Origin of the sequence: Pandoraea terrigena (assembly GCF_902459705.1) — a bacterium.
In the GTDB taxonomy this organism is placed as follows: Bacteria; Pseudomonadota; Gammaproteobacteria; order Burkholderiales; family Burkholderiaceae; genus Pandoraea; species Pandoraea terrigena.
Genome location: NZ_CABPRU010000001.1, coordinates 269184 through 296105, shown reverse-complemented (window position 1 = coordinate 296105; position 26922 = coordinate 269184). Strand labels below are relative to the sequence as shown.

Here is a 26922-nt window from a genome sequence, read left to right as displayed (position 1 = left end):
GGATGGGGTTCGACCATGGGATCAGGAGCCGCTGATGGTGAACTCAAGCTTCGCCTTGGTCAGGTCGTTCTTCCCGACGTCGCCCTGGCCGCCGGAATTCGACGATTTGCAAGCCTCCGCCAACTTGCTCATCTGGAAGCTTGTTTTCAGATTTTTAAGCGACGTGCCGTTCACGGATATCGTCGCGAAGTTCGTATGCAACGTCGTCATGAATTTTTGACATTGGTCGCTGGGAACATCCTCCGACGTAATCTGTACCCCGAAATTCGGCCCGTCATTGATAGCGGCAGTGATAGGTGCCATCTTCATGATCCCGCCGAACCGGTTCAAGTATTCACCATCAACGTTGCTTGGCGACGGCGTCATCGCCCCGAACAACCCCATGTTGTCCATGTCCTTCGGGGTCGTCTTGGCAGTCAATTGCCCGGACAGCACAGCGTTCTGCACCGATACCACCGCCATCTGCCAGTCCTTGATCTCCTGGTTCACCCGGACCGAATTCATCAGCCTGGGCACACCGACCATCGCGCCGGCCATGATCAGCCCCATGACCGCCACGGCGACGGACAACTCCACCAGCGTTACACCGCGCTGACGGCGCTTGTTCCACCGGTCAGCCATGTTGTGCTTCATTTGCACGAGTGCGCGCTCGTTCCCTTGCATGTCCATACCCCTCTTCCTGAGCAAATCGATTGGAAAAGTCGCGCGCCTTACCGGTGACATCCCTGCGCTGCGACAGGGGCGATTTATGCCTGAACACCCGGCAACGCGTTATCGCGTGTTATCCGGATTTTTCGCAAATTGACAATTCCGGATAGCAAGAAAGCCCCCATCCGGGTGCAAATTCCGATAAGACGACGTCTATCGCCAAAGTCCGGACGACGGCCTTGGCGGGGGTGCAGAACAAGGGGGAACGCGGATCGAGGCGAACGGGCGTCGCGAGAATGGTCGTCGTGGCCTTCGGAATTGGCCTAACCGTAGGAAGAGTATTCACAACGTCGAGCGCCGACGTCGTTATTCAGCGGTTTCACAAGCCACGTGGCGCGCCTGCGTACGCAGATCCGGGGCTACGCGATGTCCCTGCGGCGGACCGGGCGCAAGGTCGGGTTTGCGCCGCGCCGCATCACTGCGGGGACGTTGGCACCATCAAGGTGCAGCGGTCATCCCACCTTCATGCCTGCCAGCTCCGGCCGCGCGGGCGGATACGACAGGTTCAGCTCGGTCAGCGCCTGCACCAGCAACTCCGCCACCATCAGGTTACGGTGACGCTTCACGTCGGACGGCACCACGTACCACGGCGCATGTTCCGTCGAGGTGGCCGATAACGCTGCCTCGTAAGCCTTGGTGTAATGCGGCCAGAAGCTGCGTTCCTTGAGATCGTTCAGTTCGAATTTCCAGTGCTTGTTCGGATCGTCGATGCGCTCCTGCAAGCGCTTGCGCTGCTCGTCGGACGAGATATACAGGAAGCACTTGATGATGCGCGTGTGGTTGTCCGCAAGCAGGCGTTCGAAGTTGTTGATGTGCGTGTAACGTCGCTTGCACTCGTCGGCGTCGATCCAGTCGTGCACGCGCGTGATGAGCACGTCTTCGTAATGACTGCGATTGAAGATCACCAACTCGCCCGCCCCCGGCACGACGCCATGGACACGCCAAAGAAAATCGTGCGCCAGCTCCGAGGGCGTTGGCGATTTGAAATTGGCCACGCGAATGCCGAGCGGATCGACGTTCTGGAACACCGCCCGAATGGTGCTGTCCTTGCCGCTGGTGTCCATCCCTTGCAGCACGAGCAGGACGCGCTGCCGACTGTTGGCGTGCAGAAGCGTCTGCAACTCGTCGAGCTTGAGTGCCAGCTCTGCCATGCGCGCCTTGTCGTCGCCCTTGCGCTCGCCCGTGAAAGGCGTGTCGGCCGGATCGTAGTCCGACAGGTCGAGCTTCTTGCCGAGCGGTACGCGGTATTTCTCGAACATTGCCAACTCCTCGTGACAGGCTTTGCGACCTAGTATCGCGCAAAAGCAAAAACGCGGTGCCGAACCGGCCACCGCGCTTATTTCCTGAAATGCCGCCGCCACCGCGATGGCGTCCGGTTCCGCCCGAATCAGGCCCCGAGCTTCTTCTTGAGCAACGCGTTGACCTGCGCCGGATTGGCCTTGCCCTTGGTCGCCTTCATCGCCTGGCCGACCAAGGCATTGAACGCCTTCTCCTTGCCGGCACGGAACTCCTCGACGGACTTGGCGTTGGCGGCCAGCACTTCATCGATGATCTTCTCGATCGCGCCCGTGTCGGTGATCTGCTTCAGGCCCTTCGCTTCGATGATGCGATCTGCCGCGCCCTCGTCGTCGGCGCGCGCTTCCCACATCAACTGGAAGACCTCCTTGGCGATCTTGTTGGAGATCGTGTTGTCGGCGATACGCGCGAGCAAACCCGCGAGCTGCGCGCTCGATACCGGGCTTTCGTCGATGCCGATGTCGTCCCGGTTCAGTTGCGACGACAACTCGCCCATGATCCAGTTCGCGGCCGGCTTGGCGCTTGCCTTGCCCGCCTTCGCGACCACGGCTTCGAAGTAAGCGGCTTGCGCCTTCGACTGCGTGAGTACGGCGGCGTCGTAGTCGGACAAGCCATACGACTCGACGAAGCGCACCTGCATGCCGGCGGGCAGCTCGGGCAGCGAGGCGCGCACGCGTTCGATCCATTCGTGATCGATCACGAGCGGCAGCAGGTCCGGATCGGGGAAATAGCGATAGTCGTGCGCATCTTCCTTGCTGCGCATCGAACGCGTTTCCTTCTTGTCGGGATCGTACAGGCGCGTTTCCTGCACCACGGTGCCGCCGTCTTCGATCAGCTCGATCTGACGGCGCACCTCGTACTGGATCGCCTCTTCGAGGAAGCGGAACGAGTTCAGGTTCTTGATTTCGGCACGCGTGCCGAATGCCTTCTGACCGACCGGACGCACGGAGACGTTGGCATCGCAACGGAATGAGCCTTCCTGCATGTTGCCGTCGCAAATACCAAGCCACACCACCAGTCCGTGCAGCGTCTTGGCGTAGGCCACGGCCTCGGCCGCGCTGCGCATGTCGGGCTCGGTCACGATCTCGAGCAGCGGCGTGCCGGCACGGTTCAGGTCGATGCCGGTCATGCCGGCGAAGTCTTCGTGCAGCGACTTGCCCGCGTCTTCCTCGAGGTGCGCACGCGTGAGCGTCACGACCTTTTCATAGGCTTCGCGGCCGGTGCGGGCATCCGCCTCGACCTGGATCTTCAGCGAGCCGCCCTGCACCACCGGGATTTCGTACTGGCTGATCTGATAGCCCTTCGGCAGATCGGGGTAGAAGTAATTCTTGCGCGCGAAGATGCTGCGCGGCGCAATCGTCGCCCCGATCGCCAGGCCGAATTCGATCGCGCGCTCGACAGCTCCGCGATTGAGCACCGGCAACACGCCCGGCAGCGCCAGATCCACGGGACAGGCTTGCGTGTTGGGGGCCGCGCCGAACTGCGTCGATGCGCCCGAGAAAATCTTGGAAGCGGTGGAGAGCTGTGTGTGCGTCTCCAGACCAATAACGACTTCCCATTGCATAAGGTTCACCCTGTCTCAACTTGTCGGCATGGCGCATTCGCCCTGCCCTTGCCGCCGGCCGTCCCCGCTGCGGTGACGCGCCGGCCTCTGTTCCTGTTCGCCGATGCTGACTGGCGCCTACCTGCGAGTATCCGCCGCACAGATCCCCGAGCGCGGATCGAAACTCACCGGCCAGGCGTTCTGGTAGATCCCCGGCGTGCAATACGCCTCGCAATTCGCATGGCCGATGGTCACATTGCCCGGATCCTGCCAGATGAGCAGCTTGCAGCTTCCACTGTTCGCCCGCAGTTCGATGCTCGGGCGCCACTGCGTCTGGTGGAAATCCGCCAGATTGAAGTGGCAACTTCCGCGCTGGCCGACCCACAGACGCCAATCAAGCGACTGCACCTGGTTGGACGACACCTTGAGCGTAGCCTGTTCGCGAAACCCGTCTTCGTCCGTCTGCGAGCAGTAGCCCGACAGATTGATCTCGCGGTAAGCGATCGGCGTCGGACGCCCGATCGGCAGGCTGCACGACGCGAGCGTGAGCACCATGCCGGCGAGCACCAGCCCCTTCGATACCCACGTGGCGGCGCGCGCCCCCTGCGGCGCGAGCGACGTCGTCAAGCGCTGGCGGCGCACGGTCAGACGCCTGCCGGAGCGCGCGTGTGCCAGTCGGTCGCGCGCTGGAACGCGTCGGCCACTTGCAACAGGCGGGCTTCGTCGAAGTAGTTGCCAATCAGTTGCAGGCCGACCGGACGCGCTTCGCGTCCCGTGCCGACCGGCAGGCTCATCCCCGGCAGTCCGGCCAGGCTCACCGACAGTGTGTAGATGTCGGCCAGGTACATCTGCACTGGGTCGGCGCTCTTCTCGCCAAGGTTCCACGCGACCGACGGCGCTACCGGCCCCATGATGACGTCGCACTGTGCGAACGCATTCTGGAAGTCCTGCGCGATCAGGCGGCGAATCTTCTGCGCCTGCAGATAGTACGCGTCGTAGTAGCCATGCGAGAGCACGTACGTGCCCACGAGAATGCGGCGTTTGACTTCCGTGCCGAAGCCTTCGGCACGCGACTTCTTGTACATGTCGAGCAGATCGCGATACTCGGCCGCGCGGTGGCCGTAGCGCACGCCATCGAAACGCGAGAGATTCGACGAGGCTTCGGCCGGTGCCAGCACGTAGTACACCGGAATCGACAGCTCTGTCTTGGGCAGCGACACCGGTACGCGCACGGCGCCAAGCCCCTCGAATTCGCGCAGCGCGTTGTCGATGGCTTCGCGCACGTCGGCATCGAGGCCTTCACCGAAGTACTCGGCCGGCAAGCCGATGCGCAGACCGGCCAGCGGCTTGTCGGCCGTTGCGCCGTCGAGCGGCTTGCCCAGACCGCGTGCGAAGTCTTCGTCGGCGCGCTCCAGGCTGGTCGAGTCGCGCTCGTCGAAACCGGCCATGCCGTTGAGCAGCCATGCGCAATCCGCCGCGCTATGGCCGAACGGACCGCCCTGGTCGAGGGACGAAGCGAACGCGATCATGCCGTAACGCGACACCCGGCCATACGTCGGCTTGATGCCGGTCACGCCGCAGAACGCCGCCGGCTGACGAATCGAGCCGCCGGTATCGGTCCCGGTGGCGACCGGCGCGAGACGCGCGGCCACCGCGGCGGCCGACCCGCCCGACGAGCCGCCGGGCACGGCGCGCTTGTCCCACGGGTTCTTGACCGGCCCGTAGCACGAGTTTTCGTTCGACGAGCCCATGGCGAACTCGTCCATATTGGTCTTGCCCAGCGTGACCATGCCGGCGTGCGCGAGGCGCTCGACGACCGCGGCGTCATACGGGCTCACATAGTTCTCGAGCATGCGCGAGCCGGCGGTACTGCGCCAGCCGCGCGTGACGAACACGTCCTTGTGCGCGACGGGAATGCCCAGCAACGGCCGGTTCGCGCCCTCGCCGGCGGCAATGCGGGCGTCGGCGGCGCGCGCCTGCGCGAGGCTCGCCTCGGCGTCGACGTGCACGAACGCGTTCAGATCGGCGGCCCCGCCAATGCGGTCCAGGTAGTGCTGCGTGAGCTCGACGCTCGAGACACGCTTGGCGTCGAGCGCGGCGCGCAAATCCTGCAAGTGAATCAGATCTTGTTCCATGGTGGCTGCTGTGCGTTATAGCGCATGAAGGCATGAGGGCATGCGGGGCGCCGAGGGCGCGCGGCAATCCGTTGCACGAGCGCCCGGCGCGCCGGACACTCCGCAACGGGCCGGACTCATTCGATGACCTTCGGCACCAGATAGAGGCCGTCCTGAACGGCGGGCGCGGGGCGCTGGTTGGCCTCGCGATCGACCTGCTCGGTCACCGCATCGGTGCGCAGGCGCTGGGCAACGGCCTGAATTTGCTCGATCGGATGCGCCAGCGGGGCGACGTCCTTCGTGTCGACCGATTGCATCTGCTCGACGAGCGCGAAGAAGCCGTTCAGCTCCTTTTCCATGTGAGCCGCCTCGTCATCGGCCAGCTCGAGACGCGCGAGGTGGGCGATGCGTTTGACGTCTGAGAGATTCAAAGCCATGAAGAAATCCCGAAAAAATGCGCATTGGAGAGCAGCCGGGTGCATGTCTGACGCCAAAATTAGGGACAGAATGCGGAGAATGTGCGGACGAGGCCGGACTCGTCTACGGTTTTACTCCGTGCACCGGGCTGCGCAGGAGGGCTGGCACGCCGTGCCACAAGGCGCTCGGCGCGCGCGCCGGGGGCGTCGAATGGGGTGTCAACGTGCTCGTTTTTCCTGCAAAACCTGCGAAATTATAAGGTATCATTGCGCATTAAATTTGCGTCGGAGCGTGTTTTTGCACCCTTCGACGCTGTCGCGCAGGTGGGCCTCGGCCAGTCCGGGGGGCGCGACAGACGATCGCGCAGTCCATCGGAAGACCCTGACGCGACGGATGGATAACGGCAGTCCCGCCTCCTGCCCGGTACCGCATTCCTCGGTTTGTCCGCACGTTTCGCGAGCCGCCGCGTGGCGCCTGGCGAATTTTTTGCGAACAGGCTGGAACCCAGATGACAGGCTGCCGTCCCAGTCACATCCATTGGGGCGGCCTCACGCAAACACAGGATTTTGCATGTTCGGTTTTCTTCGTAGCTATTTCTCAAACGACCTGGCCATTGACCTGGGCACGGCCAACACGCTCATCTACATGCGCGGCAAGGGCGTCGTGCTCGACGAACCGTCGGTCGTCGCCATTCGCCAGGAAGGCGGCCCGAGCGGCAAGAAGACGATTCAAGCCGTCGGCAAGGAAGCCAAGCAGATGCTCGGCAAGGTGCCGGGCAACATCGAGGCGATCCGCCCGATGAAGGACGGCGTGATCGCCGACTTCACGGTGACCGAGCAGATGATCAAGCAGTTCATCAAGATGGCGCACGAGTCGCGCCTGTTCTCTCCGTCGCCGCGCATCATCATCTGCGTGCCGTGCGGGTCGACCCAGGTCGAGCGCCGCGCCATCAAGGAAGCCGCCCACGGTGCCGGCGCCTCGCAGGTGTACCTGATCGAAGAACCGATGGCCGCGGCCATCGGCGCCGGCCTGCCGGTCTCGGAAGCCACCGGCTCGATGGTCGTCGACATCGGCGGCGGCACGACCGAAGTGGGCGTGATCTCGCTGGGCGGTATCGTCTACAAGGGTTCGGTGCGGGTTGGCGGCGACAAGTTCGACGAAGCCATCGTCAACTACATCCGCCGCAACTACGGCATGCTGATCGGCGAACAGACCGCCGAAGCCATCAAGAAGGAAATCGGTTCGGCCTTCCCGGGCTCCGAAGTCAAGGAAATGGAAGTCAAGGGCCGCAACCTCTCGGAAGGGATTCCGCGTGCCTTCACCATTTCGAGCAACGAAATCCTGGAAGCCCTGACCGACCCGCTGAACCAGATCGTGTCGTCGGTGAAGATCGCGCTGGAACAGACGCCGCCGGAACTGGGTGCCGATATCGCCGAGCGCGGCATGATGCTCACGGGCGGCGGTGCACTGCTGCGCGATCTCGACCGCCTGCTCGCCGAAGAGACCGGCCTGCCGGTGCTCGTCGCCGAAGACCCGCTCACCTGCGTGGTGCGGGGCTCGGGCATGGCGCTCGAGCGCATGGACAAGCTCGGCAGCATCTTCTCCTACGAGTAAGCCAACGTGCGTGGTTCGTCGTCCGGCGCGGTGGGGCCAAGCGTTTCCCCCCTCGCCCGGCACGGCCGGCCACGCTGCAACACCATGCGCACGGAGCGTGTCGTCATGCCGTTCCGTCGCACCCGACTGACACCATTCGCGCACCGCGGCGCCTCGCTGCGCGTGCTCCCCTGAAGGGCCCACCATGCAGTACAGTCCGCCGCCACTGTTCAAACAGGGTCCGTCGGCGTTGGCCCGGCTGATCTGTTTCGTCGCGCTCGCCATCGGCCTGCTCGTGGTCGACTCGCACTACAACACGCTGGAGCGGGTTCGGTCCGTCGTCGGCACCGCCCTGTATCCGGTGCAGCGCATGATGCTGCTGCCGCGCGACGCCATTCTTGGCGTGGCGGGCTTCTTCTCAACCGAATCGCAACTCTCGGGCGAGAACCGGGCGCTTCTCGCCCAAAACCTCGAACTCTCCGTGCAGGCCCAGCGCAATAACCAGTTGGTCGCTGAAAACGAACATCTGCGTCAACTGCTCGCCCTGCGCGAGCGCCTGCCCGTGCCGAGCATTCCCGCCGAGATCGAATACGACACGCGCGACCCGTTCACACAGCGCGTGGTCATCGATCGCGGCACGAAGCACGGCGTGAAGCTCGGCGCCCCGGTCGTCACGGAACAGGGCCTGCTCGGCCAGGTCTCGCGCGTCTTCCTGCTGCAAAGCGAAGTCACCCTGCTCACCGACAAGGAGCAAGCCGTGCCCGTGCAGGTCGCGCGCAGCGGGGTGCACAGTGTGATCTACGGCGGACTGCGCGGCGATGTGCTTGACCTGCGCTTCATTCCGCTGTCAGCCGACGTCAAGGTCGGTGACGAAATCGCCACCAGTGGCCTGGACGGCATCTACCCGGCCGGCCTGCCCGTGGCCCGCATTACCAAGGTCGACCGCGTCTCCGACACCGCGTTTGCGCGCATCCTGTGCCAGCCGGTCGCCAATCTGCGCAGCCAGCGTCAGGTGCTGGTGCTGCAATACACCACGCCGCTTGCCCTGCACCCGGACGCCGCCGCCGATCTCGCGCGCGCCTCCGATCCGTCGGCCAGCGGTGACAAGCCCGGCCAGAAGGGCGGCACGCGCGCCGATCCGAAGCGCCCACCGGCCGCCCGCAAGGGTCATTGAGGAATCGATATGTCACGACCGCAATACATTCTGCTGCCGGTCAATCCATACTTCATCGCGCTCAGCCTCGTGGTGGCGTTCCTGGTCAACCTGATGCCGTGGGGGCATGCCCCCGCCATGCCCGATTTCGTCGCGCTGGTGCTCATGTTCTGGAACATCCACCAGCCCCGCAAGGTGGGCATGGGTGTGGCTTTCCTCGTCGGACTGCTCATGGATGTGCACAACGCCGGCCTGCTGGGCGAGCACGCGCTCGCCTACACGCTGCTGTCGTATGGCGCGATCATGATTCACCGCCGTGTCCTGTTTTTCACGCTGCTCGGTCAGGCGCTGACGGTGCTGCCGTTGCTCTTGCTCGCGCACGTGGTGCCGTTCATCATCCGCCTGGCGACCGGTGCGGCGTTTCCGGGCTGGTGGCCGCTCGCGGCGGGCTTTGTCGAAGCCCTGCTCTGGCCGGTGATCAGTATCCTGTTGCTGGCGCCGCAGAAACGCGCCGTCGACCGCGACGACACGCGTCCGATCTGATGGGCTCCCTCCCCTTCCGATCGCACCACCGAGCCCCGCCTGCATGACCGAGTTCAAGAATCCCCAGCAACAACTGCAGACGTTTCATCTGCGGATCACGGCGGCTGCCTTTTTCGTGCTGATCTGCTTTGGCCTGCTCAGCGTACGCTTCGTCTACCTGCAGGTCTTCCGTCACAGCCAGTACGCCCTGCAAGCTGACGAAAACCGCGTCTCGCTCGCGCCCATCGTGCCCAACCGGGGCGTGATCATGGATCGCAACGGTGTGGTGCTCGCGCGCAACTATTCCGCGTATACGCTGGAAATCACGCCGTCGAAGATCGGTCGTCCGCTGGAAGATCTCATCACCGATCTGTCCGACGTGATCGAGATCACGCCGCGCGATCGGGCGCGCTTCAAGAAGCTCATGGACGACAGCAAGAGCTTCGAGAGCCTGCCGATTCGCACGCGCCTGACCGACGAGGAAGTCGCGCGCTTCACCGCGCAACGTTTCCGTTTCCCTGGCGTGGATGTGCACGCCAGGCTGTTCCGTCAGTATCCGCTCGGCGAGACAGCCGCGCACGTGATCGGCTACATCGGCCGGATCTCGCAGCGCGATCGCCAGCGTATCGAGGCGATGAGCGACGAGAACGACAGCGACAGCGCCAAGTACGACATCCGCCGGGACGTCAATAACTACAAGGGTACCGATTACATTGGCAAGATCGGCGTCGAGCAGAGTTACGAGACGCAGCTCCACGGCATCACCGGTTTCGAGGAAATCGAAGTCACCGCCGGTGGCCGCCCGGTGCGCACGATCTCGCGCACCCCGGCCACGCCGGGCGACAACCTGGTGCTGTCGCTCGACATCAAGCTCCAGGAAGTGGCCGAGCAGGCCTTCGCCGGGCGGCGCGGCGCGGTCGTCGCCATCGAACCGAAGACGGGCGACGTGCTCGCGTTCGTGTCGGCACCGAGCTTCGATCCGAACCTGTTTGTCGAAGGCATCGACCAGCAGAACTGGGACGCGCTGAACAACTCGCCCGACCGGCCCCTGCTCAATCGTCCGTTGCGCGGCACCTATCCGATTGGCTCGACCTACAAACCATTCATGGCGCTCGCCGCGCTCGAACTGGGCAAGCGCACCACGAGTTGGGGCTTCCAGGACACGGGCTCGTTTACGCTCGGCAACCATACGTTCCGCAACGACGTGCGTAACGGCCAGGGCTGGATCGACATGTACCGCTCGATCGTGGTCTCGAACGACACCTATTACTACATGCTCGCGCACGACCTCGGCGTGAACGCCATTCACGACTTCATGGCGCCGCTCGGCTTCGGTCAGTTGACCGGCATCGACATCGAAGGCGAAGCGCGCGGTATCCTGCCGTCGACCGAGTGGAAGCGCAAGGCGTACAAGAAGCCCGCACAGCAGAAGTGGTACGACGGCGAGACGGTCAGCCTGGGCATCGGGCAAGGCTACAACTCGTTCACGATCCTGCAACTGGCGCACGCCACGGCCACGCTGGCCAACAATGGCGTGGTGATGAAACCTCACCTCGTGAAGGCCATCGAGGACCCCGTCACGCATGTGCGCCAGTTGACCGTGCCGCACGAAAGCGCGCGGCTGCCTTACAAGCAGGCGAATATCGATTTCGTCAAACGCGCGATGGTCGGGGTGATCAAGGAAGGCACGGGCCGCCAGGCATTCGCGGGCGCGCCGTATGAGGTCGGCGGCAAGACCGGTACGGCGCAGGTCTACTCGCTCGGCAAGAACGAGAAGTACAACCACAACGCCGTTCCCGAATTCAAGCGCGACCACGCCTTGTTCATCGCGTTCGCCCCCGCCGACGATCCGAAGATCGCCATCGCACTGATCGTCGAGAATGCCGGATGGGGCGCCGCACAAGCCGGTCCGGTCGCGCGTCGTCTGCTCGATTACTACCTCATCGACGAGCCGAAGGAGCGCGCTGCTGAAGCGGCTGCGTTGCAGGCCGCCGCATCGGGTCCCGGCGCGGCATCAGGTGCCTCGGCCGTATCCGCCGCGCCGGACGCCGCGCCCGCCAGCGCGGCCGAACTCGCTGGCCGCGCTGGCGATGGCGCGACGACTGCGGCACGCGTCGCCAGCAAGGCATCCGCCGCCGGCGCGCCGAAGCCCGCCCCGGCGCCGCATCGTCAGCCCGCCGTGAGTCCGACCGTCGCCGACGAGGCTCGCCATCGCGCCGCCATTCGCGCGCAAGGAGGAACGCCATGATGGCGCTCGACAAACATGCATGGAAAGAACAGGTCAAGCGTCTGTTCGTCGGTTTCGACAAACCGCTGGCATTGATCGTCTTCCTGCTGCTGTGCGTGGGACTGGTCACGCTCTACAGCGCCAGTATCGATGTGCCCGGGCGCGTCGAAGACCAGGTGCGCAACATCGTGCTCACATTCATTCTGATGTGGCTGCTGGCGATGCTGCCAACGCAGACGCTGATGAAGTTCGCGGTGCCGCTCTATACGGCCGGGATCGCGCTGCTCGTTGCGGTGGCGATGTTCGGGCTGACGAAGAAGGGGGCGAAGCGCTGGCTGAACGTCGGGATGGTGATCCAGCCGTCCGAGATCATGAAGATCGCCATGCCGCTGATGCTCGCGTGGTACTTCCAGAAGCGCGAGGGCAATATCCGTTGGTTCGACTACCTGGTCGCGATGGCCTTGCTCGGTGTGCCCGTCGGGCTGATCGCCAAGCAGCCGGACCTGGGCACCGGCCTGCTCGTGGCCGCGGCCGGACTCTACGTGATCTATCTGGCCGGCCTGTCGTGGAAGCTCATTCTGCCGGTGCTCGTCGCCGTGGTGATCGGCATCGGTACAGTCCTCGCGGTCCAGGACAAGATCTGCCAGCCGGGCGTCGAATGGTACTTCCTGCACGACTACCAGAAGCATCGCGTGTGCACGCTGCTGGACCCGACGTCGGATCCGCTCGGCAAGGGCTTCCATACGATCCAGTCGGTCATTGCCATCGGCTCGGGCGGCACGACCGGCAAGGGCTGGCTCAAAGGGACGCAAGCCCACCTAGAATTCATTCCCGAGAAGCACACCGACTTCATTTTCGCGGTGTTTGCCGAAGAGTTCGGGCTGATGGGCGAAGCGGTGCTGCTGGTGCTGTATCTGCTGCTGATCGCGCGCGGTCTGGTGATCGCCGCCTCCGGTGCCACCTTGTTCGGGCGGCTGCTTGCGGGGGCCGTCACGATGATCTTCTTTACCTACGCCTTCGTGAACATGGGGATGGTGAGCGGCATTCTCCCGGTGGTCGGCGTTCCGCTCCCGTTCATGAGCTACGGCGGCACCGCGCTGGTGACACTCGGCCTGGGCGTCGGCATTCTGATGAGCGTGGCGCGCGAGAAGCGCCTCATGCAGAGCTGACGGCCCGGCATGGCTGCGCAGACAAGACGGCAGGGCCTTCGCCCTGCCGTTTTTCTTGCATGCCGAACGCTGCGACTAACGGGCCGGTACCGGGGACGTGGGCGGCACGGACACCCGATTCATCGCGTCGAGCTTGCCTTGAGCGGCCACGTCGCCCTGGGCGGCGGCCTTCTCGTACCATAGGCGCGCCCGGCCGGGATCCGGCGTGACGACGCCATAGCCGCGCTCGTAGTAGCTTGCCACGATGTACTGCGACGGCAGGTCGCCCCCGCGCGCGGCTTTCTCGTACCAGCCGAACGCCGTCTTGTAATCCCTGGGGACGCCGCGTCCGATGAAGTATTCGTTGGCGATGGCCGCCTGCGCCTGCACGTGGCCCTGCCTGGCCGCCTTTTCGTACCAGAGATTGGCCTGCGGAATCGATTTGCCGACGACGTAACCGTCGTCGAACATCTTGCCGTAGACGTACTGTGCCTGCGTCATGCCCGCGTTCGCGGCGCGTTCGAGCCACTGCACCGCGCCGCTCGGATCGAGCGTGCCGCCCTCGCCGTTGAGCAGCATCATGGCGTAGTCGAATTGAGCGAGGCGATTGCCCTGCTCGGCCGCCCGGCGGAACTCGCCGAGCGCCTGCGACTGCTGGCCCGCCTCATAGTGCTGCACAGCCTGATCGGTCAGTGCCTGGGCCGGGGCTTGTGCGGCGGCCACGGCATAGGGAATCGGTTGACACGCCGTCCCTACCAGCGTGGCGGCGAGACCGGCAAGCAGCCGGCGTATGGCGCGAGACGTCGACATGGCGAACCTCCTGAGACAGGCTTTGGACGTATTGTGCGCCAAATGGAAAAGATGCGCCGGGGCGCGCGCTCGCCCGGATTTCGCCGTCGTGTTGACGATCGAGGTCCCGTCCACCAACGTAAAAACCCCGGCGCCAGGCCGGGGTTTTTGTGTGGCGCAAGACGACCGACTTACGGTTTGATGTACGCGTAGCCCTTCTGTTGCAGGCGCGTGAGTTCGACCACACCGGACGGCGTAAAGTCCGCGTCGAGCACGAACTGGTCCTTCTTCAGGTTGCGCTGCTTCATCGTGATTTCACACACCTCGAACTTGACGCCGCGCGCATGCAACGCCGAGATCAGCGGCCCGACGGTCGCCGCATCTTTGTAACTCTCCATCAGGAAGTCGACGCCTTTCGCATGCGCGACGACCACGACGTCGGTATCCGGCACCGTGTCGAGCTGGTTGCGAACGTTGCGCAACGCGGCCAGCGCCTGCTTCTCGGCGTCGTTGATGTGATACACGACCTTGTCGCGTGCGAACGCCTGCGTGGCAGGCACGGCGAATGCCGTGAACAGGAGCGCAGCCAGCAGGCCGCGCAGCAGCGTCTTCATTTTTGGAGTCCCCTATTGGTTACGTGGTGCCAGCCGCATCATAGCGCGTTGGCCCGCCGCGGGACATGCCCGGGCCCGCCGCGCCGGGCATCGCATCCAGCGCCAAGTACGGCGGGGGCGCCTCCCATGCCGCGTCCGTCTGCGTCGCGGCATCGGCACATGCCGCACGCCCCTCTCGTCGCGGAAGCGACAACAACGCGCGGCGCTCGGCTCGCGAACTCACGAAATCCGCCCGGAAGTCGCCGTGATCGAGCGGTGGTGCGCCTGGCCGCCACCACTCGGTCACGGCAGCCACCGGTCGATTGGCGACCTGCGCCAGGGAGTGCAGATTGCCGTGCGAATCTCGCCGCCGCATCGCGAGAAGCTGCACCAAGCGCTGCGTGTTCTGCGCAATCACGTCGCTGCCTGCTGAAAGTCTTGTCATGCCAACCCCCGAAAATAAAAAACCCGCCAGACTCAAGATCTGACGGGTTGGAACTTTCGGTCATGTCGTGACCGGCGGTCGTCGAATTTCGGCAGCAGAGTATCGAATTTGACGCATCGCGGGTATCGTCCCGGCCCGCGCGAGCGCCGCGGACGCCGATCGCATAGGCAATCCCAAGCGCGGCATAGTCGGCGTAGTCCGCGTAGATGCGAACTATGCGGTGACTTCCGACCAGCAGTTCGGCGTCTCGTACAAACGCAGGCGCACCAAGCGCAAGTCGCGGCCGTAGTGCGCGTCGAAGACGTGGCTCAGCTTGTCGAACGCCGCCGCCGCCAGGTTCTCGACGGTAGGCACACGATCGAAGACCACCGTCTTGTGGTCAGGCATGGTCTCGAGGAAATTGCGCACCGCGGTGTCGCCCTCATAGACGAGGAACGCATGGTCCCACACCGACACAAGATGCTCGTTGGCGAGCGCCTTCACGTCGGCGAAGTCCATCACCATGCCATTGTCCGACGCGCCGCTCTCGCGGCTCACTTCGCCCGCGAGCGTGATCTCGAGCACGTAGCGATGCCCGTGCAGGTTGCGGCACTGGCTTCGGTGATCGGGAATGCGGTGGCCCGCATCGAATTCGAGTTTCCGGGTAATCGTAATCACGGCAACGGCTCAGGGAATATTCAGGTACTTGTGCGTCTGCATCGACAACGACCAGCGCGGATGCGCTTTGCAATAGTCGATGGCCAACTTCGTATTGGTGTCGCGCAGCGGTCCGTCCATCGGCTGGAGATAGAAGTGCGCGAAGTCGAGCGCCTCATAATCGGCCAGGCGCTGGCGATCCTGCGGCACCACGACTTTCAGCTCATCGCCGCGCGTGACGATCAGTTCGGCATCCGCCTTCGGGCTCACGCACACCCAGTCGATCCCCTCGGGGATGGCTTGCGTGCCGTTGGTCTCCACCGCGATGCGGAAGCCCTCGGCGTGCAGCGCGTCGATAAGGGCGGGGTCGAGCTGGAGCAACGGCTCACCGCCCGTGCACACGACGAACCGATGCGCGCGGTCGCCCGCCGGCCACAACGCCGCGATCCGGGCCACGAGATCCGCCGGCGTGCGGTACTTGCCGCCAAGCTCGCCGTCGGTGCCGACAAAATCGGTGTCGCAGAACTGGCACACGGCATCCGCGCGGTCCTCTTCCCGGCCAGTCCACAGGTTGCATCCTGCAAACCGGCAGAACACCGCCGGGCGTCCGGCATTGGCGCCCTCGCCCTGCAAGGTGTAGAAGATTTCCTTGACCGCGTACGTCATAGTTTCTCGATTCCCTCGGGATCAGGCCGCGCCGCGATCCTGATCGTGATGGCGTGCGCGCCATTGCTCATAGCCGCGCTGGCGCAACTGGCACGCCGGACATTCGCCGCACCCGTAGCCCCACGAATGCAGCACGCTGCGCTCGCCCAGATAGCACGTGTGCGTGTCTTCGCGCACGGTCTCGACCAGCACGTCGCCGCCCAGGTCCTGCGCCATCTGCCATGTGTCGGCCTTGTCGATCCACATCAGCGGCGTCTCGACGATAAAGCGCTGGTCCATGCCCAGATTGAGCGCGACCTGCAGCGCCTTCATGGTGTCGTCGCGGCAATCGGGGTAGCCCGAGAAATCCGTCTCGCACATCCCGCCGACCAGCACGCGCAAACCGCGTCGATACGCGATAGTCGCACCAATCGTCAGGAACAGCAGATTCCGGCCCGGCACGAAGGTGTTCGGCAGGTGGTTCGCCGCCATCGCGATGGTGGTCTCGCGCGTGAGCGACGTCTCGCTGATCTGGCCCAGGATCGACAGGTCGATCATGTGGTCATCCCCCAGACGGGGCGCCCACTGCGGGAAACGCACCCGCAGCTTGGCCAGTACGTCGGTGCGGCACTCCAGCTCCACGCTGTGACGCTGGCCGTAATCGAAGCCCAGCGTTTCGACGCGCGCATAGCGCGACAGCGCCCACGCGAGGCAGGTGGTCGAATCCTGTCCACCAGAGAACAGGACCAGAGCGGAATCGGTGCTTGTCGTCATGATCGTGCGCTAGCAGTATCGCCCTCGCCGTCAGGGCGACGGGGGCTGGGACACGCGCTTGCAGCCACCCCTCGGGCGGCCCGCGTGCGGGATATGTCACGCGATTGTGAACCGCGACGCCCCGCGCGACTATCGCCAGGACGTGATACCCATCATCGGGCAGCGTTTTCGTTCAAACGCAAAAAGGGCTTGCGATGTGCGCAAGCCCTTCGAATTTGGTGGCCTGGGTCGGAATCGAACCAACGACACGCGGATTTTCAATCCGCTGCTCTACCAACTGAGCTACCGGGCCAAGAGAAAGGCGATTATAGAGACTGCAGGCGCTTTTCGCAAGCCCTTCGTCGAAAAAATCTGCAGGAAAGCGGCATCACGTCTTGCTCTTCGAGAGTTCCACGCCCAGTTGCTTGAGCTTGCGATACAAATGCGTGCGCTCCAGCCCGGTCTTCTCGGCCACGCGCGTCATGCTGCCGTGCTCCCTGGCCAGATGGTAGGCGAAGTAGGCGCGCTCGAAGGCATCGCGCGCCTCGCGCAGCGGCACGTCGAACGAGATGTCGCCCGACATGCCCGCCGCGGCCCCTGCAGCGGCGCCCTCGAGATCGTGGACACCGAGCGATGCATGGTGCATGGCCGAGCCGTTCAGGCCCGCGCCCGCGTGGCGAGGCTCGCTCTCGCCGAAGACGCCCGCGTCCGGCGCGTCGTCGTCGGGTTCGAACGCGCTGGGTACGCCCCCGGACGGATCGCGCTTGCCGCGCGCGAGTCCCTGCTCCACCGCCTGCAACAGCTTCTGCAACGCGATGGGCTTTTCGAGGAAATTGAGCGCCCCGATCTTGGTCGCCTCGACGGCGGTATCGATCGTGGCGTGGCCCGACATCATGATCACGGGCATCGTCAGCAATTGCTGCGCCGCCCATTCCTTGAGCAAGGTTACGCCGTCGGTATCGGGCATCCAGATATCGAGCAGCACGAGATCGGGCATGTGCGCCGCGCGGAAGGCGCGCGCTTCCTGCGCGTTCTCCGCGACTTCCACGACATGTCCCTCGTCGCTCAGAATCTCGGAGAGCAGTTCCCGGATCCCCATTTCGTCGTCCACCACCAAAATGGTTGCCATTTACGCTACCTTCGTGTTTTCTGCCGGCTTGTTGCGCGACAGTTCCTGGTCGTCAGCCAATTGAGTAAACAAGATCGAAATCTGTGCGCCTGCACTGCCTTCGCCCTCGGGTAATGACCGGTTGCGAATGTCGATGCGCGCATGATGCTCGTCGATGATCTTCTTGACCATCGCCAATCCGAGTCCGGTGCCCTTCGACTTCGTCGTCACGTAGGGCTCGAATGCGCGGGTCAGAATGCGTGCCGGGAAACCCGGCCCGTTGTCCGTGATCGTCAAACGCACGGCCGTGCGTTTCGGTTCGCCGGGAAGCATATCCGTTCCTGCGTATTCTACTGTCTTCGTTTCCACCGTGATAAGAGGGTTTTCGGTTGCACTGACCGCATCTTGAGCATTCTGCAGCAGATTATGAATAACCTGGCGCAATTGCGTCGAGTCGCCGCGAATCTCCGGCAGGTCCGCGTCCAGATACGCACGAATCGCGCCGCGCCCTTCCTCCACCCCGTATAACGTCAGCACCTCGCCAATCAACTCGTTGAGTTGCAGCGAATGCATGACCGCCGGCGGCAAGCGCGCGTAGTCGCGAAAATCGTCGACCATGCGCTTCATGGCCGCCACCTGGTTGACGATGGTCGTCGCGCCGCGGCGCAGCACTTCGGCATCGGCCGGCGGCAGCTTGTCCGACAATTTCATCTGCAACCGCTCGGCAGAGAGCTGGATGGGCGTGAGCGGGTTCTTGATCTCATGCGCCAGACGCCGTGCCACTTCGGCCCACGCGACCGAACGCTGCGCCGAGATCACATCGCTGATATCGTCGAACACCACGACGTAGCCACCGCCCGCGCGCGTCGGCACCCCGGCCACCGCGACCATCGGCTCGGGCAGATGCGAGCCGCGCACGAGCAGCGTCACGGCATCGGTCTCGCCCGGCAGCGTCAGGCCGATCTGTTGTTGCCAATGCCCGCCCGGGCCGAGATCGGCATTCGCATCGCGATCGGCAAACGCGCGACGCAGCGTCTCACCGAACTCCACCAGCGCCGGAATATGCGCTGGCGAGCGATTCAGCTCCCCCTGGAAGCTCTGCTTGAAGATGCGTTCGGCGCCGGCATTGGCCGTCGTCAGGCGAAAGTCGCGATCGAAGACGAACACGCCGGCCGTCAGGCTCGACAGTATGCTCTCCAGGTGCGCCTTCGAACTTTCCAGCGCGAGCCGGTTGCGCTCGACCGTCGCGCGCGCGTCGGACAACTGGCGCGTCATGGCATTGAACGCCTGCGTGAGGAAGCCGAGTTCGTCGTTGGTTCGCACTTCCCCCTTTGGCGACAGATCCCCGGCGGCGACTTCCTGCGTGCCGCGCGCGAGCAGGAAGAGCGGCCGTGCGAGCTGGTTGCCGAGCGCCAACGCAAGCATCATCGCCACGAACGTGGCGAGGAACAGCGAGAGCGTCAGTGTGCCGATGTACATCTTGCGCAGGCCCGTGCGGCCGAGCGCCTTTTCCTGGTATTCACGATAGGCACTCTGCACCGCCTCGGCGTTTTGCGCCAGATTGGCCGGCACCAGTTGTGTGACTTGGAGGAAACGCTCTTCGTCTTGCAAAGAAGATGTATATCCGGAAGGGATGCGGATCACCACGCGCCAGCGCAGTTGATCCTTTGCCTGATGCTTGTCGTAGCCCTCGCTGCCCCCTTCGATGGCGGTGTAGCCGCGCGACTGCGTGCGCGCCTGACGTAGCATGAGCGGCGTCGGCAAATCCGGCACAAGCGCATTGAAGCTGCCCGATGCCGACGCGAGCACACGCCCGTTGCCATCGACGATGGTCGCATCCTGCAAGCCGAACTGGTCGCGCATGCGCAGCAGCGTGAGCGTTCCGCCCTTGTCGCCGCGCGACGCGAGGTTGTCGGAGACGAGCTGCGCCTTCGCACTGAGATCCGACAGGCCGTTGTTCAGGATGGCGCGTCCGAGTTCGAGCCCGGAATCGAGCGCCGTCTCGACGCGCACATCGAACCACGATTCGATGCTGCGCGAGACGAACTGCAGCGACACCAGGTAGATGATGCCGCCCGGCAGCACACCGACCAGTGCGAAGAAGATCGCCAGCTTGGCGAGGAGTCGCGTGCCGAAGCGTCGCTGGCGCAGCCGCGCCAGGATGATCCAGACAAGCGCGCCGACGATGAAGACGAAGATGATCGCCACCGCGATATTCGCGGTGTAGAGCAGCGAATAGTAGCGATCGAAGAATTCGGTATTGGCCGACGCGAGCGCAAGCAGGCCGAACAGGCCGATGGCGACGAGCGCCATCGTGACGATCAGCGTGCGAATGACGATGTGCTTGAGCAGGCTGCCGCCGTTATTTGACACGGGCGGCTCCGGGCGGCAGCGCCGCGCTGAAGGCAAGCGGCAGGTTGCCCCTCAGGCGGAACGCGTGATTCGGGGGGCCGGAGGGCAGGCTCGCGGCCACGACCGGCGGCGCAGCCACGCTGGCCGACGGTGCCGACGCGGGCGGCGCGGGCGTGAACATGAAGCGCGCCCAGTCCGAGCTTAGATTCCAGTCGCGATTGTTCACGGCGTCGATCTGGAACGGCTTGGGCATCAGCGCATTGTCGAGCCGCATGCGAACCGAGGCCTGGTACTGCGTGCCCGGCTTGACGATGCCCTTGTCGATGACGTGCCAACCACTCACATTGCGCACGAGCGCGAGCGCGTCGCGCAACGAGGCGAAGCCGAGCTGCAGTCCGCCATTGCTACTGTTGCCGTTATTGCTGGAGACGCGATACTGACGCGTGAGCGGCTGGAACCATAATCGCACGCTCTGCGACGTGGTCACGACCTTCTCGTCGAACCAGTACCAGCGTGAGCGGGTGAGTTCGAAGTCGGTCGTGAAATACAACGAGATGCCGCGATTGACTGCGTCTTCCAGGCTACTGTTGAGTTCGAAGGCGAAGCGCGCGTCGAGCGCCCAGCCACCCTCGGACGGTTCGAGCCGGGCTTCGCGCACCTGGATGTCATTGTCGGCACGCGCGGGCGCAGCGAAGCCGAGCGCAAAAACGCACAGCAGCAGCGGCAGCAAACAGGCCAGTAGCCGTTGGGAGAAAGTCACCGTTTCTGGAAGCGAGCGTAATAGAAGCCGTCGTGGGCGCCGCCAGGGGTCATCAGCAATTGCCCGGGAGCGTCCAATCGTACCGCATCTGTGCGAACACGTTCAAACCATCGCGCTTGCAGTTCATTTTCCGCCGGGAAGATCGAGCACGTCGCATAGATCAACTCACCGCCGACGGCCAGCGTCTCCCAGAGCGCCAGCAAAATGCGTCGCTGCTCTTCGGCCAGGGCCGCAATGTCGGCCTCGCGACGCAGCCAGCGAATATCCGGATGGCGGCGCACGATGCCGGATGCCGAACACGGCACGTCCGCCAGAATGCGATCGAACGGCACGCCGTCCCAGCCGCCGCCAGACCACTTCGATGGCGTGCCGGCGTCGCCGATGTGCACGTCGGCAGTGAGTCCCAGACGCTCGAGGTTTTCGTAGATGCGCGGCACGCGCAGGCGATCCGACTCGAGCGCAGTGACCTGCACGTCAGCCAACTCCAGCAGATGGCCGGTCTTGCCGCCCGGGGCTGCGCAGGCGTCCAGCACCCGCATGCCGGCACGCGGTGACTCACCAAGCACGAGTGGCGCGGCCAGTTGCGCGCCGGCGTCCTGCACCGACACCCATCCGTCGGCAAAACCCGGCAGCCGGTCCACCGGCACGGCCTGCGCAAGCCGCAAGGCGACCGGACCGATGACCTCGGCTTCCATGCCCGCCGCCGACAGGCTCGCCTGCATGGCCGCCACGCTGATGCGACGGGTATTCACGCGCAGCGTCATCGGCCCGCGGCTGTCGCCAGCGGCAAGCAAGGTCTCCCATTGGTCCGGATAGGCCTCGCGCACCATGTCGACCCACCACTCGGGGTAGTTCCAGCGGGCTTCGGGCTGCTTGGCAATCTCGGCCATCAAGGTCTCGCGCTCGCGCAGGAAGCGACGCAGCACGGCGTTGGCCAGCCCCTTCGCGGCAACCGTGCGACGCTGGGCGGCAATCGCTTCCACGGCCTGATCGACGACGGTAAATTCGGTGTACGCAGCATCCTCGGCGGTGTCCTGCAGTAACGCGAAGGCGCATAGCAGGATGTCGCGCACCCGGGCTTGTAGTGCGGGCTTGACCAACAAGGCGAGCAGCGCGCGACTGCTGCCCAGACGTCGCACGGCGCGATAGGCGAGATCCTGTGCTGCGGCGCGCACGGTCGGTGCGCATTGCGTGGTGGCGTGCGCCAGCGCTTGCGGCAACGCGGTGCCGTTCTGGACGGATTCGAGGGCCTGCGCGGCGCGCTGCAGCGCGTAGGCCAGGGATTCGGTGGGCAGACTCGGTTGCGGCATGGGCTTTCTACAAACAAACATGCCCGCGCGACGGCGGGCATGTGGGCTATCGGACGGCTGTCGGGCGACAGGATAGCAGACTGGTCAACCGCACTTGGCGGCGACACCCGCGTGGCCGGGCCAGGCCCTGGCCGGCGAGGTCAGTCCTCACTTTCGCGCGTGTTCGTGCGCGCGGCGCGCACGATCAGGCCGGATACTGGCCGGTGCGCGCCATCTCCATCAGTCGCGCCACGCGCTCTTCGGTCGCCGGGTGGGTCGAGAACAGATTGGCGATCGTGCCGCCGGACAGCGGATTCATGATCATCATCTGCGCCGTGGCCGGATGCTGCTCGGCCGCCGCGAACGGAATACCCTGCGCATAACGGTGAATCTTGTCGAGCGCCATCGCCAGCGACTGCGGATCGCCGGAGATCTCCGCGCCGCCGCGGTCCGCCTCGAATTCGCGGGCACGCGAAATCGCCATCTGGATCAGCGATGCAGCCAACGGCGCGAGAATCGCCACGGCAATGCTCGCGATCGGATTGGTCGGACGGCCGTTCTCGTCGCGTCCGCCGAAGAACATGGCGAAGTTGGCGAGTGCTGAAATGGCACCGGCCATCGTGGCGGAAATCGTCGAAAGGAGAATGTCGCGATGCTTCACGTGCGCCAGCTCATGCGCCATCACGCCACGCAGCTCGCGATCGGAGAGCACGCGCAGGATGCCGGTCGTGGCCGCCACGGCCGCGTGCTCCGGATTGCGGCCGGTCGCGAACGCGTTGGGCGCGTCCTCGTTGATCAGGTAGACCTTCGGCATCGGCAGGCCGGCACGCTGCGACAGCTCGCGCACCATGTTGTAGAACTGCGGCGCGCTCGTCTCGTCGACTTGCTGCGCGTTGTACATGCGCAGCACCATCTTGTCCGAGAACCAGTACGAAAAGAAATTCATCGCGAGCGCGAACGCCAGCGCGAGCATCATGCCCTGCTTGCCGCCGATCATGCCGCCCACCACCATGAACAACGCGGTGATGGCCGCCATCAGCAGGGTGGTCTTCATCCAATTGAACATGGTGTTCTCCTCTGCAATCTTGATGATCCAAGGAAACCACGCACTTTGCGTGTTCCCGGGCGTTAGATGGGGCCGGACGTCAAAAATTCAACGCCAGCGGCCCTCATTTCGAGATTTTTCAGACGTTCGCGGCGATTTCCCGCCGATTCAAAGACGTTTCGAGACCTTTCGACAAGGTTTCGACGATCGGAACGGTCGATTCGGTCGAAATTACTGCGCCGGCGGATGCCCTGCCGCGAACACGTCCCCGGCTGCCAGCGCGAATCCCGCGAGGAATTCGCGAACCGGCAAACGCTTGCCGCCCGGCTTCTGGCACTCGGTCACACGAAGCGCGCCGGTCCCGCAGGCGACGACGATGGCGTCAGCGCTCACGTCAAGAATAGTGCCGGGGGCAACCCCCGGTTTGCCCGCCACGGCGCTCGCGCGCCACACCTTGACGGGCGTGTCATGTACCGTGCCAAGCGCGCCCGGGAACGGATCGAACGCCCGGACCTGCCGCGACAGCCCCTCGGCGGGTTTGCGCCAGTCGAGCACCGCCTCCTGCTTGGCGATCTTCTCCGCATAGGTCACGCCGACCTCGGGCTGGGCGACGCTCGGCAAATAACCGTCGCGCGCGAGCTGACGCAAGGCATCGACGATCAACTTGCCGCCCAGCGCCGCCATGCGGTCGTGCAGCACCGCCGTGGTGTCGTCCGGACCGATGGGTTCGGCTTCGCGCAGAACCATCGCGCCCGTATCGAGGCCGGCGTCCATCTGCATGATGGTGATGCCGGTTTCGGCATCGCCTGCCTCGATGGCACGGTGGATCGGTGCCGCACCACGCCAGCGCGGCAGCAGTGAGCCGTGAATGTTCAGGCAACCGTAACGGGGCAGATCGAGCACCTCCTGCGGCAGGATCAGGCCATACGCGGCCACGACCATGACATCGGGCGCCAGCGCGCGCAGTTGTTCGATGGCGGCCGCGGCTTCCTCCGGAAATTTGCCGTGGCGGCGCAGCGACGACGGCTGCGCCACCGGCATGCCGCGCGCCTGGGCGTACCGCTTGACCGGACTGGCATGCAGCTTCATGCCTCGACCCGCGGGGCGATCTGGTTGAGTGAGCACCAACTCCACAGAAAAACCGGCAGCATCGATGGCGGCAAGCGCCGTTTGTGCGAATTCCGGCGTACCGGCGAAGACGATGCGAAGCGTCATGACGAACTTCCTTGCGCTGAACGCGATAACTTATTTGACGGTGCCAGCGGATGCGGACACCGTGGCCGAAGGCGTCACGAAGGCGCGGAAGCGCTCATTGGTATCGCCGGCGCGGCCGCCCTGCCAGATCTCGCGCCAGCCTTCCGGCGCCGGGATGCGCGCATTGGCCTTGTCGAGCAGCAGCAGCACGCTGCAGCGCGACGCCTGCGTCAGATCCTGAAGCTGTACCGGACGCACATCGATGAAATAGTCGAGCATGGCACGCTCCGATTCACCGACGTTGTACGACCCGACGCATCGGGTCGCCAGTGACGTGCCGTGCGGCGCCGCATGGGACAGCGACGCGCGCAGTTCGTCGAACGGCGTGCGGTAGCTACGGGCTTCGTTGATCCATGGCAACAGCAGCGTCGAGAGCGTTCCCCAGACGAACATCAGCCCGGCGAAACCGAAGACCAGGGCACCGAGCTGACGGCGATGCACGATGGCCGTCACCCACAACGCGGCGACGACGACCGCCGCCAGCACCAGTCCCGGCGAGAACGGCAGCACGTAATCGAGGGGCAGCCACTTGCCGATCGGCCCGGCGGCGATGTGTCCACCCCCGCTCAGTTGCAGCCCCCAGCGCACCCAAAGGAACAGCCCCAACACGCTCATGAGGACGAGCGCCACACGAGACCAGGCCTTCTCGAGCCAGGTCGGCAGACGAACGCCCGCGCCCAGTACCGCAATGGCCGGAAAGAGCGGCAACATATATATATCGCGAATCGCCGATGAGGCGACGAGCGTCGCCACAAACAGGCCGGCGTACAGCCAGAGCATCGCCTGCTCCGGGCACTCGCTCAGGAAACGCCGCAACCCGCCGCCCTGCCGCAGTTGCGCGATCAGGGCGCCGAGCGCGAGCCAGCCCGCCGGGAAGGTCAGCCCGATCAGGCTCGCGGCGTCGCTCCCATACGTTGTGCGCTCCCCGCCGAGATGGACGAAGCCGAAGAACCGGCCAAAGTTGTTATCCCAGAACCATTCGATGAACAGCGGCTCGGAGGCATGCCAGAACAACGCCGGCCAGATGATCAGCCACGGCAGCGACGCCAGGACTGCCCAGCCGAGCGCGCCCGCGTAACGGCGCGTCCGATAGGCCGGCACGGCGAGCACGGCCAGCGCGGTGAGGCCCAGCACGCCGGGCACGAGCAGGCCCTTGCTCAGAAACGCGATACCGGCGCCCGTGCCGAACAGCAGCCCCCACAAGCGCGATGCGTTCTCGGCCTTGGCCAAGCGGCCCAGCGCCGCCAGCGCGAGCGCGGCGCCTGCAAGCTGCGGCACATCCGCCGTCAGTTTGTGAATGTTCTCGATAGCGCCGAAGCTGCCCACCATGAGCATGGGCGCGAGCCAGTTGAACGTGTCGGTGTCGGTGTTGGTGTCGTGCGTCTGCGCCGGGCCGTAGAGGCGCTGCGCCAGCCGGCCGACACAGATCACCGCGATCACGAGCCAGGCGAGCACCGCGAGCTGCGCCGCATCGAAGACCGGCAGCACGCCGGAGGCCAGCCGCGCGAAGAACGCCCCCGTCCAGTACATGACGGGCGGCTTCTCCACGAAAGGATCGGCGGCCACGTGCGGCACAACCAGATCGTGGCCGCGAAAGAAGTTGAGCACCATGCCGACGGAATACGGCTCGTCGGCTTTCCAGGGGTCGCGGTCGAACAGGCCCGCCAGCAGGAAAGCGAACAGGAGTGCGGCGCTCAGCCAATAGATCTTGCGGGTGCGGGAAGACGGCGAAACGATGGCGATGGACATCTCGGCAAACAGTCGGGAGTTGGCCCGACGGCGAGCGTTCGATGACGCCCCGTCGCAGCGGCGAAAGGCGGGCGCGTGCGCCCGCGAGCGCTGCAAGTATAGAGGACTTTTCGCCGGGCGCGCCCACGTCGGGCGCCGCCGGCCCGCGTCAGGCGCGTTCGACCTGCTTTTTCATCTTTTGCTTGATGCGATTGCGCTTGAGCGGCGAGAGGTACTCGACGAACACGCGGCCCTTGAGGTGATCCATCTCGTGCTGGATGCACACGGCGAGCAGGCCGTCGGCGTCCAGCTCGAGCGCCTCGCCGTGCTCGTTCAGCGCGCGCACGCGCACACGGTCGGCGCGCTCGACTTCGTCGTAGATGCCGGGCACCGAGAGGCAGCCCTCTTCATAGACCTTCTGCTCGTCGCTGCGCCAGACGATCTCGGGATTGATGAACACGCGCAATTCATCGCGCGTCTCCGAGAGATCCATCACGATGACTTGCTCGTGCACGTCGATCTGCGTGGCCGCAAGGCCAATGCCGGGGGCGTCGTACATGGTCTCGGCCATGTCCTTGACGAGCTGGCGAATCCGGTCGTCGACCTTGGCAACCGGCTTGGCCACCTTGTGCAAACGCGGATCGGGATATTGAAGAATTGTCAGTAATGCCATGATGAAAACGGGAAATCGCCGCATTGCCCAACGAGCGGCCGCGAACGCACAATCTTGTGATGGCAGCTGCGTCGCGAGGCTCGCGCCGCAACGGATATCCGCCTTGGCCCCCCGGTCAATGCTTACCGGAT

The 26922-nt window shown here is 64.6% G+C and carries 24 protein-coding genes, 1 tRNA gene and 1 pseudogene; 5 read left to right on the top strand and 21 right to left on the bottom strand.

Features of this window, described 5'->3' with window-relative positions:
- Positions 1-21: 21 nt before the first annotated feature.
- From PTE31013_RS24695 to gatC, 6 genes are all read right to left on the bottom strand, one after another.
- Positions 22-633: a type 4 pilus major pilin gene (locus tag PTE31013_RS24695; RefSeq protein WP_174978388.1), complete on the bottom strand. Its 612-nt coding sequence runs from the start codon at positions 631-633 to the stop codon at positions 22-24.
- A 527-nt stretch (positions 634-1160) separates the two neighbouring features.
- Complete coding sequence (locus tag PTE31013_RS01240; RefSeq protein ID WP_150611017.1) at positions 1161-1967, bottom strand: polyphosphate kinase 2 family protein; 807 nt, start codon at positions 1965-1967, stop codon at positions 1161-1163.
- A gap of 128 nt (positions 1968-2095) precedes the next feature.
- Positions 2096-3568 (bottom strand): Asp-tRNA(Asn)/Glu-tRNA(Gln) amidotransferase subunit GatB, encoded by a 1473-nt coding sequence (gene gatB / locus PTE31013_RS01235; protein ID WP_150611553.1) that lies wholly within the window; start codon positions 3566-3568, stop codon positions 2096-2098.
- Between the two features lie 117 nt (positions 3569-3685).
- Positions 3686-4102 carry a hypothetical protein gene (locus PTE31013_RS01230; RefSeq protein WP_246173882.1) on the bottom strand — a complete coding sequence of 139 codons (417 nt, stop codon included), beginning with the start codon at positions 4100-4102 and terminating at the stop codon, positions 3686-3688.
- An 89-nt stretch (positions 4103-4191) separates the two neighbouring features.
- On the bottom strand, positions 4192-5682 hold the full coding sequence (gene gatA, locus PTE31013_RS01225; RefSeq protein WP_150611015.1) for an Asp-tRNA(Asn)/Glu-tRNA(Gln) amidotransferase subunit GatA: 1491 nt from the start codon (positions 5680-5682) through the stop codon (positions 4192-4194).
- Between the two features lie 116 nt (positions 5683-5798).
- Positions 5799-6098 carry an Asp-tRNA(Asn)/Glu-tRNA(Gln) amidotransferase subunit GatC gene (gene gatC / locus PTE31013_RS01220; RefSeq protein ID WP_130024534.1) on the bottom strand — a complete coding sequence of 100 codons (300 nt, stop codon included), beginning with the start codon at positions 6096-6098 and terminating at the stop codon, positions 5799-5801.
- Between the two features lie 550 nt (positions 6099-6648).
- On the opposite strand from gatC, the gene PTE31013_RS01215 reads away from it, so the two are divergent.
- From PTE31013_RS01215 to rodA, 5 genes are all read left to right on the top strand, one after another.
- A complete protein-coding gene (locus PTE31013_RS01215) occupies positions 6649-7692 on the top strand; it encodes a rod shape-determining protein (RefSeq protein WP_010805637.1) in 1044 nt (347 codons plus the stop codon).
- 184 nt (positions 7693-7876) lie between these two features.
- Positions 7877-8845 carry a rod shape-determining protein MreC gene (gene mreC / locus PTE31013_RS01210; protein ID WP_150611014.1) on the top strand — a complete coding sequence of 323 codons (969 nt, stop codon included), beginning with the start codon at positions 7877-7879 and terminating at the stop codon, positions 8843-8845.
- Positions 8846-8854: 9 nt separating this feature from the next.
- Entirely contained in the window at positions 8855-9367 is a 513-nt protein-coding gene (gene mreD / locus PTE31013_RS01205) for a rod shape-determining protein MreD (protein ID WP_150611013.1), read from the top strand.
- A gap of 43 nt (positions 9368-9410) precedes the next feature.
- A complete protein-coding gene (gene mrdA, locus PTE31013_RS01200) occupies positions 9411-11594 on the top strand; it encodes a penicillin-binding protein 2 (protein ID WP_150611012.1) in 2184 nt (727 codons plus the stop codon).
- Positions 11594-12742 carry a rod shape-determining protein RodA gene (gene rodA / locus PTE31013_RS01195; RefSeq protein ID WP_150611552.1) on the top strand — a complete coding sequence of 383 codons (1149 nt, stop codon included), beginning with the start codon at positions 11594-11596 and terminating at the stop codon, positions 12740-12742. The genes mrdA and rodA overlap by 1 nt, the downstream gene beginning before the upstream one ends.
- A 75-nt stretch (positions 12743-12817) precedes the next feature.
- Here the strand turns inward: rodA and PTE31013_RS01190 are convergent, their stop codons facing one another.
- The 15 genes and pseudogenes from PTE31013_RS01190 to def form a co-directional block, all read right to left on the bottom strand.
- Positions 12818-13531 (bottom strand): tetratricopeptide repeat protein, encoded by a 714-nt coding sequence (locus tag PTE31013_RS01190; RefSeq protein ID WP_246173854.1) that lies wholly within the window; start codon positions 13529-13531, stop codon positions 12818-12820.
- A gap of 170 nt (positions 13532-13701) precedes the next feature.
- The gene (locus tag PTE31013_RS01185) at positions 13702-14124 is read right to left on the bottom strand and encodes a DsrE family protein (protein WP_150611010.1); all 423 of its coding nucleotides are present in this window, start codon (positions 14122-14124) and stop codon (positions 13702-13704) included.
- 19 nt (positions 14125-14143) lie between these two features.
- On the bottom strand, positions 14144-14548 hold the full coding sequence (locus tag PTE31013_RS01180; protein ID WP_150611009.1) for a hypothetical protein: 405 nt from the start codon (positions 14546-14548) through the stop codon (positions 14144-14146).
- A 213-nt stretch (positions 14549-14761) separates the two neighbouring features.
- The gene (gene queD, locus PTE31013_RS01175) at positions 14762-15202 is read right to left on the bottom strand and encodes a 6-carboxytetrahydropterin synthase QueD (protein ID WP_418303957.1); all 441 of its coding nucleotides are present in this window, start codon (positions 15200-15202) and stop codon (positions 14762-14764) included.
- A 12-nt stretch (positions 15203-15214) separates the two neighbouring features.
- Entirely contained in the window at positions 15215-15850 is a 636-nt protein-coding gene (queE, locus tag PTE31013_RS01170; RefSeq protein ID WP_150611008.1) for a 7-carboxy-7-deazaguanine synthase, read from the bottom strand.
- 21 nt (positions 15851-15871) lie between these two features.
- The gene (queC, locus tag PTE31013_RS01165; RefSeq protein ID WP_150611007.1) at positions 15872-16603 is read right to left on the bottom strand and encodes a 7-cyano-7-deazaguanine synthase QueC; all 732 of its coding nucleotides are present in this window, start codon (positions 16601-16603) and stop codon (positions 15872-15874) included.
- A gap of 216 nt (positions 16604-16819) precedes the next feature.
- Positions 16820-16895, bottom strand: a tRNA-Phe gene (locus PTE31013_RS01160).
- Positions 16896-16970: 75 nt separating this feature from the next.
- Entirely contained in the window at positions 16971-17711 is a 741-nt protein-coding gene (locus PTE31013_RS01155; protein WP_150611006.1) for a response regulator, read from the bottom strand.
- Positions 17712-20003, bottom strand: coding sequence for a sensor histidine kinase (locus PTE31013_RS01150; protein WP_281351790.1), 2292 nt, complete (start codon positions 20001-20003; stop codon positions 17712-17714).
- A 196-nt stretch (positions 20004-20199) separates the two neighbouring features.
- Positions 20200-20802: pseudogene (locus PTE31013_RS01145) on the bottom strand (DUF4390 domain-containing protein); the annotation flags it as partial.
- Positions 20799-22112 carry a 16S rRNA (cytosine(967)-C(5))-methyltransferase RsmB gene (rsmB, locus tag PTE31013_RS01140; RefSeq protein ID WP_150611003.1) on the bottom strand — a complete coding sequence of 438 codons (1314 nt, stop codon included), beginning with the start codon at positions 22110-22112 and terminating at the stop codon, positions 20799-20801. The gene rsmB and the pseudogene PTE31013_RS01145, both read right to left, overlap by 4 nt.
- 184 nt (positions 22113-22296) lie before the next feature.
- Positions 22297-23157 carry a zinc metalloprotease HtpX gene (htpX, locus tag PTE31013_RS01135; RefSeq protein WP_150611002.1) on the bottom strand — a complete coding sequence of 287 codons (861 nt, stop codon included), beginning with the start codon at positions 23155-23157 and terminating at the stop codon, positions 22297-22299.
- Positions 23158-23367: 210 nt separating this feature from the next.
- Entirely contained in the window at positions 23368-24351 is a 984-nt protein-coding gene (fmt, locus tag PTE31013_RS01130; protein WP_150611001.1) for a methionyl-tRNA formyltransferase, read from the bottom strand.
- 30 nt (positions 24352-24381) lie between these two features.
- Entirely contained in the window at positions 24382-26139 is a 1758-nt protein-coding gene (locus PTE31013_RS01125) for an ArnT family glycosyltransferase (protein WP_150611000.1), read from the bottom strand.
- Between the two features lie 148 nt (positions 26140-26287).
- Entirely contained in the window at positions 26288-26791 is a 504-nt protein-coding gene (gene def / locus PTE31013_RS01120; protein WP_150610999.1) for a peptide deformylase, read from the bottom strand.
- Positions 26792-26922 lie beyond the last annotated feature (131 nt).

Excerpts from the sequence above, each read along its gene's own strand:
- PTE31013_RS24695 (WP_174978388.1), bottom strand. The coding sequence starts at position 633 with ATGAAGCACAACATGGCTGACCGGTGGAACAAGCGCCGTCAGCGCGGT.
- PTE31013_RS01240 (WP_150611017.1), bottom strand. The coding sequence starts at position 1,967 with ATGTTCGAGAAATACCGCGTACCGCTCGGCAAGAAGCTCGACCTGTCG.
- gatB (WP_150611553.1), bottom strand. The coding sequence starts at position 3,568 with ATGCAATGGGAAGTCGTTATTGGTCTGGAGACGCACACACAGCTCTCC.
- PTE31013_RS01230 (WP_246173882.1), bottom strand. The coding sequence starts at position 4,102 with ATGGTGCTCACGCTCGCGTCGTGCAGCCTGCCGATCGGGCGTCCGACG.
- gatA (WP_150611015.1), bottom strand. The coding sequence starts at position 5,682 with ATGGAACAAGATCTGATTCACTTGCAGGATTTGCGCGCCGCGCTCGAC.
- gatC (WP_130024534.1), bottom strand. The coding sequence starts at position 6,098 with ATGGCTTTGAATCTCTCAGACGTCAAACGCATCGCCCACCTCGCGCGT.
- PTE31013_RS01215 (WP_010805637.1), top strand. The coding sequence starts at position 6,649 with ATGTTCGGTTTTCTTCGTAGCTATTTCTCAAACGACCTGGCCATTGAC.
- mreC (WP_150611014.1), top strand. The coding sequence starts at position 7,877 with ATGCAGTACAGTCCGCCGCCACTGTTCAAACAGGGTCCGTCGGCGTTG.
- mreD (WP_150611013.1), top strand. The coding sequence starts at position 8,855 with ATGTCACGACCGCAATACATTCTGCTGCCGGTCAATCCATACTTCATC.
- mrdA (WP_150611012.1), top strand. The coding sequence starts at position 9,411 with ATGACCGAGTTCAAGAATCCCCAGCAACAACTGCAGACGTTTCATCTG.
- rodA (WP_150611552.1), top strand. The coding sequence starts at position 11,594 with ATGGCGCTCGACAAACATGCATGGAAAGAACAGGTCAAGCGTCTGTTC.
- PTE31013_RS01190 (WP_246173854.1), bottom strand. The coding sequence starts at position 13,531 with ATGTCGACGTCTCGCGCCATACGCCGGCTGCTTGCCGGTCTCGCCGCC.
- PTE31013_RS01185 (WP_150611010.1), bottom strand. The coding sequence starts at position 14,124 with ATGAAGACGCTGCTGCGCGGCCTGCTGGCTGCGCTCCTGTTCACGGCA.
- PTE31013_RS01180 (WP_150611009.1), bottom strand. The coding sequence starts at position 14,548 with ATGACAAGACTTTCAGCAGGCAGCGACGTGATTGCGCAGAACACGCAG.
- queE (WP_150611008.1), bottom strand. The coding sequence starts at position 15,850 with ATGACGTACGCGGTCAAGGAAATCTTCTACACCTTGCAGGGCGAGGGC.
- queC (WP_150611007.1), bottom strand. The coding sequence starts at position 16,603 with ATGACGACAAGCACCGATTCCGCTCTGGTCCTGTTCTCTGGTGGACAG.
- PTE31013_RS01155 (WP_150611006.1), bottom strand. The coding sequence starts at position 17,711 with ATGGCAACCATTTTGGTGGTGGACGACGAAATGGGGATCCGGGAACTG.
- PTE31013_RS01150 (WP_281351790.1), bottom strand. The coding sequence starts at position 20,003 with ATGGCGCTCGTCGCCATCGGCCTGTTCGGCCTGCTTGCGCTCGCGTCG.
- rsmB (WP_150611003.1), bottom strand. The coding sequence starts at position 22,112 with ATGCCGCAACCGAGTCTGCCCACCGAATCCCTGGCCTACGCGCTGCAG.
- htpX (WP_150611002.1), bottom strand. The coding sequence starts at position 23,157 with ATGTTCAATTGGATGAAGACCACCCTGCTGATGGCGGCCATCACCGCG.
- fmt (WP_150611001.1), bottom strand. The coding sequence starts at position 24,351 with ATGACGCTTCGCATCGTCTTCGCCGGTACGCCGGAATTCGCACAAACG.
- PTE31013_RS01125 (WP_150611000.1), bottom strand. The coding sequence starts at position 26,139 with ATGTCCATCGCCATCGTTTCGCCGTCTTCCCGCACCCGCAAGATCTAT.
- def (WP_150610999.1), bottom strand. The coding sequence starts at position 26,791 with ATGGCATTACTGACAATTCTTCAATATCCCGATCCGCGTTTGCACAAG.